We start from the raw sequence: 15,157 nt of genomic DNA on the forward strand, positions 1-15,157 counted from the left end.
TGGGGTCCTCAGCCTGTTGCGCCGCCGGCTTGGCGGGTGGTGAGCCGGCTGTCGGGGGCGGCGACGCCGAACGCGGGCGGGACGGATTCGCCGGTCATGGTGAGCCGGTCGGCCGCGCGGCGGGTCACGGGCAGGTGCTCGAAGGTGCCGAAGATCCGGCCGTCCGGGGTCATCGGGCGGGCGCGGAAGCGGCACACGGACGCGATCTGGAAGGTCTCCCGGCCGTGCGAGGCGAGCAGCGAGATCTCCACGATCTTCCGCGAGCCGTCGGGGAAGCGCGCGAGCTGCACCAGCACGTCCACGGCGGAGTTGATCTGGTCCTGGAGGGCGGGGAAGGGGATCTCGACCTCCGACATGGAGGCGAGGGTCTGGAGGCGCATCAGCGCGTCCTCCGCGCTGTTGGCGTGCACGGTGGCGAGCGAGCCGTCGTGGCCGGTGGACATGGCCTGGAGCATGTCGAGGGTCTCGCCGCCGCGCACCTCGCCGACGATGATGCGGTCCGGCCGCATGCGGAGGCTGTTGCGCACCAGGTCGCGCACGGTCACCCGGCCCTTGCCCTCGACGTTCGGCGGGCGGGTCTCCAGGCGGATGACGTGCTGCTGCTGGAGCTGGAGTTCGGCGGCGTCCTCGACGGTGATGATGCGTTCGGTCTCGGGGATGAGGCCGGACAGGGCGTTGAGCAGGGTGGTCTTCCCGGAGCCGGTGCCGCCGGAGACGATCACGTTGAAGCGGGCCCGGATGAAGGCGGAGAGGAGCAGGACCATCGCGTCGTCCAGGGTGCCGAGCCGGACGAGTTCGTCGAGCCGGTAGGCGCGGGGGAAGCGGCGGATGGTGAGGGTGGCGCCGGTCAGGGACAGCGGCGGGATGACGACGTTGACGCGTTCGCCGGTCGGGAGGCGGGCGTCGACCATGGGGTTGGACTCGTCCACGCGCCGGTTCACGGTGGAGACGATGCGCTCGATGGTCTGCATCAGCTGCTCGTGCGAGGCGAACCGCACGGGCACCTGCGCGACGCGGCCGGCGCGTTCCACGAACACCTGGTCCGGGCCGTTGACCATGATCTCGGTGACGGAGGCGTCCTCCAGGAGGGGTTCGAGGACGCCGAGGCCGAGCGCCTCGTCCACGACGCGGCGGATGAGCAGGTCGCGGTCGTCGGTCGCCAGTACGGGGCCCTCGCGGCTGATGAGGTGCCCGAGGACGCGTTCGAGGCGCGAGCGGCGTTCGGCGGGGGTGAGCGCCGACATCTCGGCGAGGTCGATCTCCTCGAGGAGCTTGGTGCGGTAGGCGGGGACGAGCCGGGCGGTGGCTTCCGCGCCTTCGGCGCCGCGCGCGCCGGTCGCGGAGGTCCCGGGGGTCGTGCCGGTCCCGTCGGGGGACGACGCCGTGCCGGGCGGGTGTCCGTCGGCGCCGGACAGGCGGGAACGCAGGCTCACTCGGTGCTCCCCTCGTCGCTGGGCATCGTGACGGAGCGGGCGGCGGAGCCGAAGTCGTCGACGCCGGGGATGACCGACGGGATGGTGACGGTCGTGGTGACGGTGACGGCGTCGCCGCCGTGGGCGCAGTCGAACGTGGAGCGGCGGGCGGTCCAGCCGCTCATGGCGGCCTTGCCGGTGCCCGCGCACCGGTCCGCGATGTCGGCCTGGGAGGCCGTACGGGCCCCCGCGCGGGCGCCGGTGCCGGCCTGCTGCACGGCGTAGCCGGCGATGCCGAGCTGGAGCGCCGCGAGGGCGACGAGGAGGAGCAGCGGCAGCATCCCGGCGAACTCGATGCTGGACGCTCCCCGTTGGGGATCGCGCCGAGGTGCCGTGTGCCGGGCGGTCGCCGGTCGCGAGGCGGGGCGTGCCCTGCTCCGCGGGGCTCCCCCGGCGGCGGGGACGCCCCCGTTTTCCGCGGGCCGGGCTGCGCCGCGGAGCCCCGCAGGGCACGGGAGGCGACGGGGTCGCCGAAGTGCCGCCGGCCGGGGTCCGGCACGGCCCGGCATCAGTCCGCCTCCGCGGCGGCGCCGGCGGAGCCGTCGACGGTGAAGGGCAGGTTGGCGGCGCCGGGGAACAGGGCGGGGGCCGGGAGGGTCACGTCGGCCGTCCAGAGGTCGCCGGAGCGGGAGCAGGACACCGTGGCACCGGAGTTCCACGCCGACGGCAGGTGCTCGCGGGCGGCCGCGGCGCAGGCCGCGGCCGGGTCGCCGTAGGCGGCGGCGGCCGTCGCCGCGCGGGCGCCCTCGTCGGCGGCGTTGCCCGCGAGGGTGAAGGTGTGGCCGATCAGGACCGCCTGCCACAGCAGGGCCAGCACCAGCAGCACGAGGGGCGCCATCCCGGCGAACTCCACGGTGAGCGCCCCCCGGTCGGAGCCGAAGTGGCCCGGGGCGGTGGGGGCGCCGGGCGGAAGGGCGGCGGGGGGCGGTGTGCCCCCGGAGACGGCGGGCGGTGCCGGGGTGCCGCGGGAGTGGCGGGGGCCGCGCCCGCCCTTGCCCTCGCCCCCTCTGCCACCGCCGCTGCCGCCCTGGGGCGGCGCGGCGGCGCCCACTTCGGCGGCCAGCGTCCACAGCGCCTGCTTGACCGAGCTGCGGTCGTCGACGTCCTGGATACGGCCTGCGTCCAGCGCGGTGTGCAGCTCCTTGAAGCCGGCGGGCACGGTGGCGCGGGCCACCGGCGTGCCGACGATGCGGGCGATGAGGGAGGGCTGGATCTCGGTGTGCTTGGAGGCGCGGTTGACGACGGTCAGGGTGTCCGCGGCCTTGCGGGCGCGGAGGCGGTCCCACAGCCGCATCATGCGCTTGGCGGCGCGGACGGCGATGACGTCGGGGGTGGTGACGAGCAGCGCGCGGTCGGCGAGTTCGACGGCGGCGGCGTTGGCGGCGTGCATCTGCGTGCCGCAGTCGACGACCACGACCTCGTAGCGGGCGCGCAGCGCCGCGACGACCTGGCGGGCGGCCTGGTCGTCGACCTCTTCGCCGCGCTCGCCCTCGGCGGGGGCGAGGAGCAGGGCGAGGCCGGTGTCGTGGGTGTAGACGGCGTCGGCGAGCACGCGCGGGGTCAGGTCTGCGATGCCGGCGAGGTCGACCACGGAACGGCGGAACTGCACGTCGAGGAAGGAGGCGACGTCGCCGGACTGGAGGTTCATGTCGACCAGCACGGTGTCCCGGCCGGAGGCGCGGGCGGCGAGGGCGAGGTGCACGGCGGTGAGCGTGCAGCCGACGCCGCCCTTGGCGCCGGTGACGGAGACGACCGTGCCGCCGACGCCGCGGGCCGGGACGGGGCCCGCGGCGTGGCCGAGGTGGCGGCGCACTCCACCGGCCCAGGTGGCGGCGGCTTCCACGCGGGCGGCGAGTTCGTCGTGGGCGAGGGGGAGACCGACGACGCCGCGGGCGCCGGCGTCCATGGCGGCGGAGTAGAGGCCGGGCGTGGTGTCGCGGGTGACGAGGACGACGCCGACGGAGGGGAAGCGGAGCGCGACCTCGCGGATGAGTTCCAGGGCGGGTCGCGGGCCGACGAGTTCGTGGACGAGGACCACTTCGGGCAGGTCGGCGGGGGACCCGGCGGCGACCTGGTCGAGGGTCTCCAGCAGGCGGGTGCCGTCGGCGGCGGGCGGAAGCGGCTCGGCGCCGGGGAGCTGCGCGGCGAGGGTGGTCAGCGCGCGGGCGGCGTCGGGGTCGCCGACGGCGGGGAGGACGCGGGTCGTCACGGGCGGCTCACCTGTCCCCGGCGAGGCTGTAGACGCGTTCGTCCTCGGGGACCGGTTCGCTGCCGGGGGCGACCAGCGCGAGGCGTACGTGCTCGGCGAACGACTCGGCGTACGCGATGCGCTGGGCGTCCCGGGTGCTCAGCGCGAAGGTGATGGGCACGCCCTCGCGCTCTTCGGCGCGGCTGCGGGAGTCGTCGTCCTCGAAGGGGGCGAGTTCGCCGACGTCGATGACCCGGGCCTGGGTGACGATCAGGCGGGACTGGTCGGGGGCGGCCTCCTCGCCGTCGCGGTCGCCGTCGAAGGTGGCGTAGACGTTGACCTCGTCACCGGGGTTGATCTTCCCGGCGACGCCGGTGGCCGCGTCGATCATGATGGCGATCTCCTGCTGGCCGGCTTCGAGCGCGGGCCGTTCGGCCAGCATGTCGCTCTGGAGCAGCGAGCCCTGCCTCAGCGGGTTGACGGCGATCCTTCCGCGCAGGTCCCCCAGGTCGGTGACGGCCGTCTCGGGCAGCCAGCGCTCCGGCATGGAGATGCGGCGCACGTCGTCCTCGCCGAGGGACTCGTAGGCGGCGACGTCGGCCTTGAGTTCGTACGCGGTGACCTCGGGGCCGACCTTGGACTGCACCTGCCGGATCACCGCCAGGACGCCCGCGAAGGCGCCGAGTGCGCACAGGGCGGATATGGCGATGAGGAGGACGCCGCGGCGCTGACGGGAGTTCATGAACGGGGGATCCCTTGGTGGACGGCTGGTCGGAGGTCGGCGGCGGTGGCCGCCTGCGGGCCGGGGGCGTACGGGTCCCCGGGGCCGGCCGGCGGGGGCCCGGCCGGCGCGGCGGCGCCCGGGCCCAGGGGGCCGGGGCCGTGGCCGGTCGCGGAGGCCGGTGCGGTGAGTTCGGTCTGTGCTCCAGGCGCCGCGACCCCTGGAGCGGGGGCATGGCCGGCCGGTCCGTCCGGTTCCGGGCGGGCGAGTCCGGCGGCGCAGAACGCGCAGCGGTCGCCGAGGAGTTCGAGGCCGCACCAGCGGCAGGTGTCCCGGCGCACGGAGCTGACGAGCTGGTGCAGCACCGGCAGGTCGGCGATCGCGGCGGCGAACTCGGTGACCTTGCCGGTGCCCCACCAGGCGGCGGAGTCGGCGGGCAGCCGTTCCTCCTGCACGTCGGTGACGCGCCAGTGGGGGGCGAGGGTGCTGCGCGGCCAGTCGGAGGCGAGGCTGCCGGGGGCGACGGTGAGGCGGGTGGCGTACTGCGGCCCGGCCAGGGGGCGTGCGTCCTTCGCGCCGAGCCGTACGAGCTGCGGCCCGGGAGCGGTGGTGACGGCGAACTGGGCGCCGGGCAGCCAGGACTTGGCGTGTGCCGTGAGCGACACCGGGACCTGGTCGAGCCGGGCGACGGAACCGAGCAGGGCGCCCGCGTGCACGTAGTGGGTGAGCAGCCGGGCGGCGCTGCCGAGCACGCCGGGGCTGAACCCGCACAGCGAGAGCTGCCGCAACTGCCGTACCAGGACGCCGATGCCGAGGGGCGGCAGTCTGCTGGGGAGCAGCGCGATGCGGTCGCTCTCCAGCAGGGCGCGCAGCGCGTGCAGCCGGTGCAGGTATGCGGTGGGCAGCGTGTGCGGGTGGACGACGACCAGATAGCCGTACTGGTCGACGAGCGACTGGGTCTGGGCCAGGGCGACTTCGAGCGGCTGGTCCTCGGGCGGCCGGAAGACGTGCGCGCCGGGCGTGTGCCGGTCGGGCGGGGAGAGCACGTGGTCGGGGCTGGTGACGGCCAGTGCGGTGGTCACATCCACTCCCCCCGTCCTCGGCGGTCGGCCACGGACTCGTCGTCGTTCGGTGCGACCGTCCGCACACCCTACTGACGACATAACACCTTATCGGCGCGGTCGGCCGCCAGTGAACCGTCCACGGAACCCCGTCGGACCGAGCGCGCCGAACCCGCCGAACCCGTACGGCCCCAAAGGAGACCTCCCCTGCCGGGCCGCTGCTCACGCATCGACCGCTGCGCGAAGCCTTGACAGGATCATTGGTCTGAACCATTCTGCGGCGCAGCGACGACGGTGGCCACCGTTTCCTTCGAGCGTTTCCTCCCCACCCTCTCCCCCGTCCCCCATGCCGTGGAGGCAGCCGTGGAACGCACCACCCGAACGAGCCGGAGCCGCAGACACGGCGGACGTCGTCCGTCGCGCGGACTGACCGCCGGGGCGGCGGCGTTGGCCGCCGCCGGCGCGCTCATCGCCACCGCACTGACCGGACCCGCCGCCGGCGCCGCGCCCGCCGAGGACGACGGCTCCCGGGCAGCGGCCCAGCTCCTGGACAACGCGGGGTTCGAGGCCGGCCTGGAGGGCTGGACCTGCTCCGGCGACAGCGGTGCGGCCGCCGCCTCCCCCGCGCGCAGCGGCGCCCGCGCGCTGACGGCGACCCCCGCCGGGCAGGACAACGCCCGGTGCAGCCAGGTCGTCGCCGTCGAGCCCGACGCGGACTACACGCTGAGCGGCTGGGTGCAGGGCTCGTACGTCTACCTGGGCGCGACCGGCACCGGCACCACCGACGTGGCCACCTGGACCGGCTCCACCCCGTCGTGGAAGCAGCTCTCCACGACCTTCCGCACCGGCCCGGACACCACCTCGGTGACGGTCTACCTGCACGGCTGGTACGGCCAGGGCGCCTACCACGCCGACGACCTGGCGCTCAGCGGACCGGGCGAGCCCGGTGACCCGGGCGACCCGGGCGACCCGGAGGCGCCGGCGGTGCCGAGCGGCCTGACCGTGGGCGCCGTGACCGCCGGCTCCGTCGACCTGTCCTGGACCGAGGTGCCGGACGCCACGGCCTACCACGTGTACCGGGACGGGACGAAGGTCGCGTCCGTCGAGGGCGCCTCCGCCACCGTCACCGGGCTCTCGCCGTCGACCTCGTACGCCTTCCGCGTCAGCGCCGTCAACGGCGCCGGGGAGTCCGCGAAGTCTGCCGCGGTGACGGCCCGTACGGCCGCCGACGGCGGGGACGGCGGCACCACCGTGCCCGAGCACGCCGTCACCGGCTACGTGCAGAACTTCGACAACGGCGCGCAGACGCAGCGGCTGACCGAGGTGCAGGACGCGTACGACATCATCGCCGTCGCCTTCGCCTCCTCCACCAGCACACCGGGCGAGCTGACCTTCGCGCTCGACCCCGCGCTGGCCCCGTCCGACGACGCGTTCAAGGCGGACATCGCCGCGAAGCAGGCCGAGGGCAAGGCGGTGATCCTGTCCGTGGGCGGCGAACTGGGCAACGTGACGGTCAACGACGACGCGTCCGCCCGCGCGTTCGCCGACAGCGCCTGGGCACTGATGCAGGAGTACGGCTTCGACGGCATCGACATCGACCTGGAACACGGGATCAACTCGACCTACCTGACGCAGGCCATCCGCGACCTGGCGGCGAACGCGGGGCCGGACTTCGTGCTCACCATGGCACCGCAGACGCTGGACATGCAGTCCACGTCCACCGAGTACTTCACGCTGGCGCTGAACGTGAAGGACATCCTCACCGTCGTCAACATGCAGTACTACAACAGCGGTTCGATGCTGGGCTGCGACGGCCAGGTGTACAGCCAGGGCTCGGTGGACTTCCTCACCGCGCTCGCCTGCATCCAGCTCCGCGGGGGGCTGGACGCCTCACAGGTCGGCCTCGGCACGCCCGCCTCGCCGCGCGGCGCCGGATCGGGCCACGTCGACCCGTCCGTGGTCAACGACGCGCTGGACTGTCTGACGCGGGGCACGCACTGCGGCTCCTTCCAGCCCTCGCAGACCTACCCGTCGCTGCGCGGCGCGATGACCTGGTCCACCAACTGGGACGCGCTGAACGGCGACCAGTGGTCGAACGCGGTCGGCCCGCACGTCCACGGACTGCCGTAGCCGGCGTACGCCCGCGTCACCACCCCGCCTCTCCCCGGGCCGACTCCGCCCGGGGAGAGGCATGTTCCCGGCGCGGACTGGACAGGTTCCTGCTCGACTTCCACCCGCGAGGAGAGGATCCCCTCATGCGCCGCTCTCTGCCCGTGGCGATCGCCGCCGCGATCCTGCCGCTGCTGGCCCCGACCGCCGCCTCCGCCGCCGCGGCACCGGGCACGGCCGAGGCGCCGAGCATCGCCGGGGCACGCGCGGACCGCACCCCGTGGTCCGTCGCGCACGACGGCGCCCAGGCGTCGGGAGAGCGCTGGCGGGAGCCGAACGGGATCTTCTCCGACCTGGTCGTCGAGGGAGAGCTCACGGGTGCGGGGGCCGGCTGCCACTCCGTGTGGACGCGGTTCGTCTACGACCTGGCGCCGGCCTTTCCCGCGAAGCAGGCCGAGGTGTGCGGTGCGGAGTCCGCCGCGGTGTCCCTCCGGGCGTTCATGATGCCGACCACCACGGCCTACATCACCGTCTGCCGCGGCACCGAGGACACCGCCGACTGCGCCTCCTGGAGCCGCCTGTGACCGCCTGACGCCGCCCGCCCCGGCTGCGCCCGCACGGCAGCCGGGGCGAGGCGAGGCCGGCGGACGGCCCGACGTGTCCGCAGCGCGTCACGGGACGGCTTCGGACAGGACACCGCCGCACTCGGCGAACCCGCACGGCCCTACTGTTCCGTGCATGTCATGGATCAAGCGCCGGCGCACCGCCGCCCTGGCCGCGGCGGCCCTCTTCGCCTGGATGCTCTGGAACCTCTTCTCGGGGCCGACCTACGCGTTCGGGGGGAGCGCGTCCCCCACGGGCAACCCGGCGTTCTCGGTCCGGTGCGAGCCCATGATCTGGCGTGCCTCCTGGGTGGAGGACTGGCACGCCTCCGGCATCGACGGCCACCACCACTCGTACACCGTGACGGAGGGGCTGGAGCCGCGCAGCCAGGAGTTCCGCACGGAATGGGAGCGCAGACACCGCGAACCCTTCGATCTCGCAGCGGCCCAGACCCTCCCGGACGACACGATCCGGGGCGAACTGAGCGCACTGTGCGCCGACGCCCGGACGGGTCAGGCGGGACTCATGGCACTGGTCGCCGTCCCCGCTGCGCTGCTGGCGGTGCTGGGCTTCGCACCGCGCCGGAGGTGGGTGCTGACGGACCTCCCGCCGGACGGCCCACCCACCGCCCGCCGCTCCGCGACGACTCCGGACGCCCCCGGCGGCGGGCCGGCGCAGAGAACGTGACCGCCGCGCCGCCGGGGATGCGTCGTCAGAGCAGGGACCGGACCTTCTCCACGAGCAGCACGAAGAACAGCAGCCCGCCGACCACCAGCATCACGTTGCTGAGCAGGCCGTTGCGCCAGGCGTGCGGCGTGCGGTCCGTGTTGAGCAGCCACAGCAGCGTTCCCGCGAGGAACGGCAGGAAGAACGCACCCAGCACGCCGTACGCGATGACCAGCCCGAAGGGCTGTTCCAGCCACAGCAGCGCCATCGGCGGGACGGTCAGCCACAGCATGTACGCGCGGAACGGCGTCGACTTCTCGCGCTCGCCGCGCGAGACCTGCTTCGCACTGTCCTCCGGCCGCTCGCCGTTCGGGGCGCGGGCCGCCCGGATGCGCTCGACGAAGTCGGCGAAGAGCAGGCTGACACCGTGCCAGACGCCGACCAGGGAGGAGAACGAGGCGGAGAAGAAGCCGACCAGGAACAGTACGGCGGTGGTCGAGCCGAAGCGCTCCTCCAGGACGTCGCCGAGGTCGACCAGGCCCTCGCTGCCGTCGGTGAGCGCGATGTTCGCGGCGTGCAGCAGCTCGGCGCCGACGATGAGCATCGCGACGACGAAGATGCCGGTGGTGACGTAGGCGACCCGGTTGTCCAGGCGCATCATCTTCATCCAGCCGGAGTCGGTCCAGCCCTTGGCGTTCACCCAGTAGCCGTAGGCGGCCATGGTGATGGTGCCGCCGACGCCGCCGATGAGGCCGAGGGTGTAGAAGACCGAGCCGTCCGGCAGGGTCGGCACCAGGCCGGAGAAGAGGGCGGGGACGTCCGGGGAGACGCGGATCGCGAGGTAGACGACGACCACGAACATCACGCCGACGAAGAGCATCATGATCTTCTCGACGACGGCGTACCGGTTGAACCAGACGACGACGAGTCCGGCCAGGCCGGAGAGGATCGCCCAGAACTTCAGCCCGGGTCCGTCCGGGAAGAGGGCGTGCAGCGGCAGACCGCTGGTCGTCATCGCGGTGGCGCCGTACACGAAGCCCCAGACGACGACGTAGACCGCGAAGTAGACGGTGGTCCAGGCGCCGAGGGAGCGCCAGCCGTCGAAGAGGGTGCGGCCGGTGGCGAGGTGCCAGCGGCCGACCGCCTCGGCCAGTGCGATCTTGACGATGCATCCGATGACCGCGGCCCACAGCAGCGTGTAGCCGAACTTGCTGCCGGCCAGCAGGGTGGACACGAGGTCGCCGGCGCCGACACCGGTCGCGGCGACGACCATGCCGGGCCCGATGTAGCGCCAGCTCGACTTGCGCACGGCGCCGCCTGCTCCGTCGCTCTTCGTGCCCGGACTGTTCTCGGTGGTCATCACGTGCCTCCGTGCTCGTCCCCAGGGGTGTGGGCGCATGAAACAGGCCATCGACGACCCAGCACAAGGGGTCCGCGCGGACTGTCCGTGAACAGTCCGCGCGGACCCCTTGCCCGCGGCTCCGGGCCTATGGCCTGGGAAGCTCGCAGCCCGGCAGACCGAGGTCGATCTTGTTGCCGGTGGTGACGCACTCGGTGATCTTGTACGTCTGCTGGCCGTAGTTGATCCCCTGGCGGACGGTGACCTCACCGTTCTCGTCCACCTCGCAGGGGTTGTTCAGCGTGCACTCGCCACCGTTGGTGTTGCCGGTGTTGTTGACGCCGACGACCTCGCCGGTGGCGTCGTTCACGATCGGGGAACCGGAGGTGCCGCCGATGGTCTCGCACTCCGGGGTGTAGCGGATGGAGTCCTTCATGACCCACCCGGCCTCGTGCAGCTCGTGCACGAACGCGTCGATGTCGCAGCTGTAGGTGCGCTTCCAGTAGCCGGAGACGACCGTGATGGCGCTACCGGCGGTCGGATGGCCGGCCGCGATGTCGAGCGGCTGTATGCCGTGCTGGGACTCGATCTCCTGGTAGGTGGAGTCCAGCTCGTACAGCGACACGTCGGTGTCGGTCATGGTCGCGTAGCTGAGCCGGGTGGCGTTCAGCGTGGCGACGTCGCTCGCGTTCGCGTCCAGCAGGGTGAAGCTGCGGCTGGACGGCTGGTCGACGACGACCTCGCCCGGGCTCGGCATGCCGGACTGGAGGCAGTGCCCGTTGGAGAGCACCAGCGCCGGGTCGGTGGGCTGCGACTGCGGGACCCGCACGAGAGAGCCCGAGCAGTTGCTCAGCGCCACGGTGCCGGCGAAGTCGGGTGCGGCCTGCGGGGCCTTCTCGGCCTGGGCGGGCGCGGCGGACGTGGGGGCCGCCTTGCCGAAGGGAGCGGCGTCCGGCGCGGACGCGGCGGCGGGGGTCGTGGCGAGACCCGTGAACGCGGTCGCCCCGAGCAGGGCGGCGGTCAGGGCGCCGACGAGAGGTCTTTTCATGTGGGGGATTCCTCTCCGTACCGAAGATGTGTTCGGCGGTGCCTGCCGCATTCTTCGGGTTGAGCATGTCCACCACAAGGGTGCGTGGCCGAAACCCACCAGTCGGCTGGAGTTCCGCGCGGCGCGCCTCAGCGCCTCGGGCCCCCGGTGCCCCCGGTGCCCCCGGTGCCCTCAGTCGAGCACGGCCAGCGCGTCGATCTCCACCAGCAGCCCCGGCGGCAGCCCGACGTAGACCGTCGTACGGGCCGCCGGCGGGCCGGTCAGCCCCTGCTCGGCGAAGTACGCGTCGTAGAGCGCGTTGAACTCGGGGAAGTGCGCGGTGTCGGTCAGGTAGACGCGGATCATCACGGCGTCGTCCCAGCTCGCCCCGCCCTCCCGGAGGATCGACGCGACGTTGGCGAAGGTCTGGAGGGTCTGTTCGCGCAGCGTCGGCCCCGCGGGGGTGGGCGGTTCGCCGGGAACGGACGGGAGGAAGCCGACCTGCCCGGCGACCTGGAGGACGTTCCCCTTCCGCACGCCGTGCGAGAACCGGGCGGGCGGGGTGGTGTGGGTCGGCGGCGTGAGCGCGGTCTTCTCGGTGGGCCGGGTGGTCATCGGGTGGTCTCCTCCGAAGGGGCGGTGCCGGGTCCCGGCTCGTCGGCGGGGCGCCCGGCGTATTCGGCACTGATCGCCCGGGCGGTGCGGCGTACCAGCGGAAGCAGGGTGAGCAGTTCGTCGGCGGAGACCACCACGTTCGGCGCCGACACCGACATCGCGGCGACCACCCGCCCGTCCGCGCCCCGGACCGGCGCGGCCACGCAGTTGATGGACTCCTCGTGCCCGCCCAGGTCGGTGGCCCAGCCCTGCTCGCGGACGAGCGCCAGCTCGGCCAGGAACGCCTCCGCGTCCGGGGTCGAACGGGCCGTGTAGGCGGGGTAGTCGAGCCGTTCGGCGACGGCGCGCCGCCGCGCCTCCGGCAGGTCGGCGAGCAGCAGCTTGGCGACGGCGGCGACCGTGAGGGCCACCGGCTTGCCGATGCGGGAGTACATCCGCACCGGGTAGCGGCTGTCCAGCTTGTCGACGTAGACCACCTCGTCCTCCTCGTACACGGCGAGGTGAACGGTGTGACCGGTGCGCTCGTTGAGAGCGGTGAGGTGGGGGTGGGCGACGCCGCGCACGTCCACGTTCTCGATCGCCTGCTGAGCGAGGGCGAACAGCCTGGCGCCGAGGCGGTAGCGCTGGTCCGGCGTGCGGTAGACGATGCCGTGCTCGTGCAGGGTGCGCAGCAGGCGCAGCGCCGTGGACTTGTGCACCCCGAGCCGCTGCGCGACCTGCTCCAGTCCGGCCGGCCCTTCGGCCAGCAGCGGGAGGATGCTCAGCGCTCTGTCGACGGTCTGGCTCATGGGGCGGCGGTCTCCTGTGCGGTCCAGCCCGGTGCGAGGCGCAGCCGCGCCCAGGCGTCGTCGGGCAGGGCGGCGAGCCGGTCCGCGTGCTCCCGCGCGGGCGGCTCCGCCAGGTCGCCGGGCACGGTGAGCGCGGCGGCCGCCAGCAGGTGGCCGTGCCGCAGCCGGTCGCGTACGGGCAGGCCGCGCAGCGTCGCCGACAGGTAGCCGGCGGCGAACGCGTCCCCGGCCCCGACGTGCGCGACCACGTCGACGTGGGGGGCCGGGACGTGCACGGCCCCGCCGTGTCCGAACGCCGTCGCGCCGAGGGCGCCCTGCTTGACCACGAGGGCGGCCGGTTCGGGCAGCGCCGCACGGACGGCGGCCGGGCCGCCGGTGACGCCCCAGGCGGCCTCCACCTCGTCCTCACCCGCGAACACCAGGTCGCAGCCCCGGGCGAGGTCCAGCAGCACCCGGGCGTCGGCGGCCGAACGCCACAGGCTGACGCGGTAGTTGACGTCGAAGGCGACCGTCGGGCGGCCCGGCCGCGGCGCGGTGAGCGTACGCAGCAGGTCGAGGCAGCCGCCGGACAGCGCGGCCGTGATGCCGGTGAGGTGCAGGACGCGGCCCGCGTCGGTGGCGGCCAGGCCCACCGTCTGCGGGGACATCGCCGAGGCCGCGGAACCGGCGCGGTAGTAGGCGACCTCTCCGGCCGCGCGCTCCCCGGACACGGTCGCCCGTTCGCCGCGCGTGCGGAAGTAGACGCCGGTCGGCCGGTCCGGGTCGCGGACGACGTGCCCCGTGTCGACCCCGGCGGCGGCGACCGCAGCCACCAAGTGGTCGCCGAACCCGTCCGCGCCGACCCGGCTGACCCAGCGGGTGGGGTGCCCCGCACGGGCGAGCGTGCAGGCCACGTTGGACTCGGCGCCGCCGATGGACCGTTCGAAGGCCGGCACCTCGGCGAGCGGGCCCGGCGTCGTGGGCAGGAACGTGACCATCGACTCGCCCAGGCAGACGGCGTCCGCGCGCACGGTTCTGGCCACGATGGTGAGCGCTCCTTCTCCCCGCCCGGCCGCGTCGTCCGGCGGTGTGGTCCGACGGTGTTGCCCGGCGGTGTCGTCCGGCGGTGGCGCGGGAATGCGTTGACCGGTTCTTGCGCGGGATGCTAGACACCTGTAGCGAGGGACGCAATGACCGTTGCAGCGGATGCAACGCGTGCACACGAGCCGTCGACGGAGCCGGAGCCGCACCATGTCCACCGCAGCCGACCGTACGGCCGCCGCACGCCTCAACCGGCTCGCCGGCGAGGTCGTCGACCACCGCTTCAAGGGCCTGCCGCCGGACGCCGACGGACGCACCGTCGGGGAGCTCTCCGCCGAACGCCGCAACCTGTTCACCGACGGCTTCACCACGCCGGTCCTCGCCCTGTCCGCCGAGGACGTCGAGCACAACGTGCGGCAGCTCGAACTCTTCTCCGCCCGCCACGGACTCGCCTTCGCCCCGCACGGCAAGACCTCCATGGCGCCGCAGCTCTTCGACCGGCAGCTCGCCCACGGCGCGTGGGGCATCACCGTCGCCGTCCCGCACCAGGCACGGGTCTGCCGGGCGTACGGCGTGCAGCGCGTCTTCCTCGCCAACGAACTGGTCGACTCGGCCGCCCTGCGCTGGGTCGCCGCCGAGATGACCGCAGACCCCGGATTCCAGCTCGTCGCCTACGTCGACTCGGTGCGCGGGGCCGAACTGATGGACGCCGCCCTGCGCGACGCCGGCGCGACGCGCCCCCTGGACGTGGTCATCGAACTGGCCGCGGGCGACGGGGCCCGGACCGGCGTCCGCACCGAGGAAGGCTGCGCGGAGGTCGCCCGCGCCGTCGGCGGCGCGACCACGCTGCGGCTGACCGGCGTCGCCGGCTACGAGGGCGAGGTGCCCGACGCCGACGGCGACCGCGTACGGGACTGGCTGCGCCGCCTCGTCGCGCTCGCCACCGACCTGGACCAGGCGGGCGCCTTCGGCGCGGACGTCGAGGAGATCGTGGTCAGCGCGGGCGGCAGCGCCTGGTTCGACGCGGTGGCGGACGTCTTCACCGACGTCCCGAAGCTGTCCCGGCCGGTGCTGAAGCTGCTGCGCTCCGGTGCCTACGTCTCGCACGACGACCGGCACTACCGCGACCTGACGCCGTTCAACCGGGTGCCGGAGGAGGGCGAACTGCGGGCGGCCTTCACGCTCTGGGCGCAGATCGTCTCCCGGCCGAACGAACGGCAGGCGTTCCTCAACGCGGGCAAGCGCGACGCCGCCCACGACCTGCACCTGCCCGTCGCACGCGTCGTGCGCTCCGCACGCGACGGCTCGATGCGGCCGGCCGAGGGCATCGAGGTCACCAAGCTCTCCGACCAGCACGCCTGGCTGGAGACCACGGACGAAGCGGGCGACCTGGAGGTCGGCGACTGGGTGGGCCTCGGCATGTCGCACCCCTGCACCATCTTCGACAAGTGGCAGCTCATCCCCCTCGTCGCCGTCGACGGCGCCGTCACCTCGTACGTCCGCACGTTCTTCTAGCCGCTTCTGGCCGCTTCTGGCCGCCCTTCCAGC

General features: G+C 73.8%; 14 protein-coding genes. 4 read left to right on the forward strand and 10 right to left on the reverse strand.

From position 1 onward, the window contains the following. Window positions 1-8: 8 nt before the first annotated feature. The 5 genes from K304_RS0114325 to K304_RS29050 all read right to left on the reverse strand — a co-directional run bounded on the left by K304_RS0114325 (window position 9) and on the right by K304_RS29050 (window position 5,463). Complete coding sequence (locus K304_RS0114325; protein WP_027764303.1) at window positions 9-1,433, reverse strand: TadA family conjugal transfer-associated ATPase; 1,425 nt, start codon at window positions 1,431-1,433, stop codon at window positions 9-11. Continuing rightward, window positions 1,430-1,753, reverse strand: coding sequence for a TadE/TadG family type IV pilus assembly protein (locus K304_RS34040; protein ID WP_486591663.1), 324 nt, complete (start codon window positions 1,751-1,753; stop codon window positions 1,430-1,432). Before K304_RS34040 ends, K304_RS0114325 begins: the two co-directional genes overlap by 4 nt. Window positions 1,754-1,980: 227 nt before the next feature. Continuing rightward, a complete protein-coding gene (locus tag K304_RS0114335) occupies window positions 1,981-3,681 on the reverse strand; it encodes an AAA family ATPase (protein ID WP_027764304.1) in 1,701 nt (566 codons plus the stop codon). Between the two features lie 7 nt (window positions 3,682-3,688). After that, window positions 3,689-4,402, reverse strand: coding sequence for a Flp pilus assembly protein CpaB (cpaB, locus tag K304_RS0114340; protein ID WP_027764305.1), 714 nt, complete (start codon window positions 4,400-4,402; stop codon window positions 3,689-3,691). Further along, window positions 4,399-5,463, reverse strand: a complete 1,065-nt coding sequence (locus K304_RS29050) for a hypothetical protein (RefSeq protein ID WP_486591664.1) — start codon at window positions 5,461-5,463, stop codon at window positions 4,399-4,401. Before K304_RS29050 ends, cpaB begins: the two co-directional genes overlap by 4 nt. Window positions 5,464-5,805: 342 nt before the next feature. Here K304_RS29050 and K304_RS0114350 point away from each other — a divergent pair, with 342 nt between their 5' ends. From K304_RS0114350 to K304_RS0114360, 3 genes are all read left to right on the forward strand, one after another. Next, entirely contained in the window at window positions 5,806-7,572 is a 1,767-nt protein-coding gene (locus K304_RS0114350) for a carbohydrate binding domain-containing protein (RefSeq protein ID WP_027764306.1), read from the forward strand. Between the two features lie 125 nt (window positions 7,573-7,697). Further along, a complete protein-coding gene (locus K304_RS0114355; protein WP_027764307.1) occupies window positions 7,698-8,135 on the forward strand; it encodes a hypothetical protein in 438 nt (145 codons plus the stop codon). Between the two features lie 154 nt (window positions 8,136-8,289). Further along, window positions 8,290-8,841 (forward strand): hypothetical protein, encoded by a 552-nt coding sequence (locus K304_RS0114360; protein WP_027764308.1) that lies wholly within the window; start codon window positions 8,290-8,292, stop codon window positions 8,839-8,841. 25 nt (window positions 8,842-8,866) lie between these two features. Here the strand turns inward: K304_RS0114360 and K304_RS29055 are convergent, their stop codons facing one another. From K304_RS29055 to K304_RS0114385, 5 genes are all read right to left on the reverse strand, one after another. After that, on the reverse strand, window positions 8,867-10,180 hold the full coding sequence (locus K304_RS29055) for an Nramp family divalent metal transporter (RefSeq protein WP_051308458.1): 1,314 nt from the start codon (window positions 10,178-10,180) through the stop codon (window positions 8,867-8,869). Window positions 10,181-10,307: 127 nt separating this feature from the next. After that, on the reverse strand, window positions 10,308-11,207 hold the full coding sequence (locus K304_RS0114370; protein ID WP_027764309.1) for a S1 family peptidase: 900 nt from the start codon (window positions 11,205-11,207) through the stop codon (window positions 10,308-10,310). Between the two features lie 171 nt (window positions 11,208-11,378). Continuing rightward, the gene (locus K304_RS0114375) at window positions 11,379-11,801 is read right to left on the reverse strand and encodes a RidA family protein (protein WP_027764310.1); all 423 of its coding nucleotides are present in this window, start codon (window positions 11,799-11,801) and stop codon (window positions 11,379-11,381) included. Continuing rightward, window positions 11,798-12,589 (reverse strand): IclR family transcriptional regulator, encoded by a 792-nt coding sequence (locus K304_RS29060; RefSeq protein ID WP_037790442.1) that lies wholly within the window; start codon window positions 12,587-12,589, stop codon window positions 11,798-11,800. The genes K304_RS0114375 and K304_RS29060 overlap by 4 nt, the downstream gene beginning before the upstream one ends. Continuing rightward, entirely contained in the window at window positions 12,586-13,611 is a 1,026-nt protein-coding gene (locus K304_RS0114385) for a sugar kinase (RefSeq protein WP_486591665.1), read from the reverse strand. Before K304_RS0114385 ends, K304_RS29060 begins: the two co-directional genes overlap by 4 nt. Before the next feature lie 208 nt (window positions 13,612-13,819). Here K304_RS0114385 and K304_RS0114390 point away from each other — a divergent pair, with 208 nt between their 5' ends. Continuing rightward, entirely contained in the window at window positions 13,820-15,124 is a 1,305-nt protein-coding gene (locus tag K304_RS0114390) for an alanine racemase (RefSeq protein ID WP_027764312.1), read from the forward strand. Window positions 15,125-15,157 lie beyond the last annotated feature (33 nt).

The organism is Streptomyces sp. CNS606, from assembly GCF_000426325.1.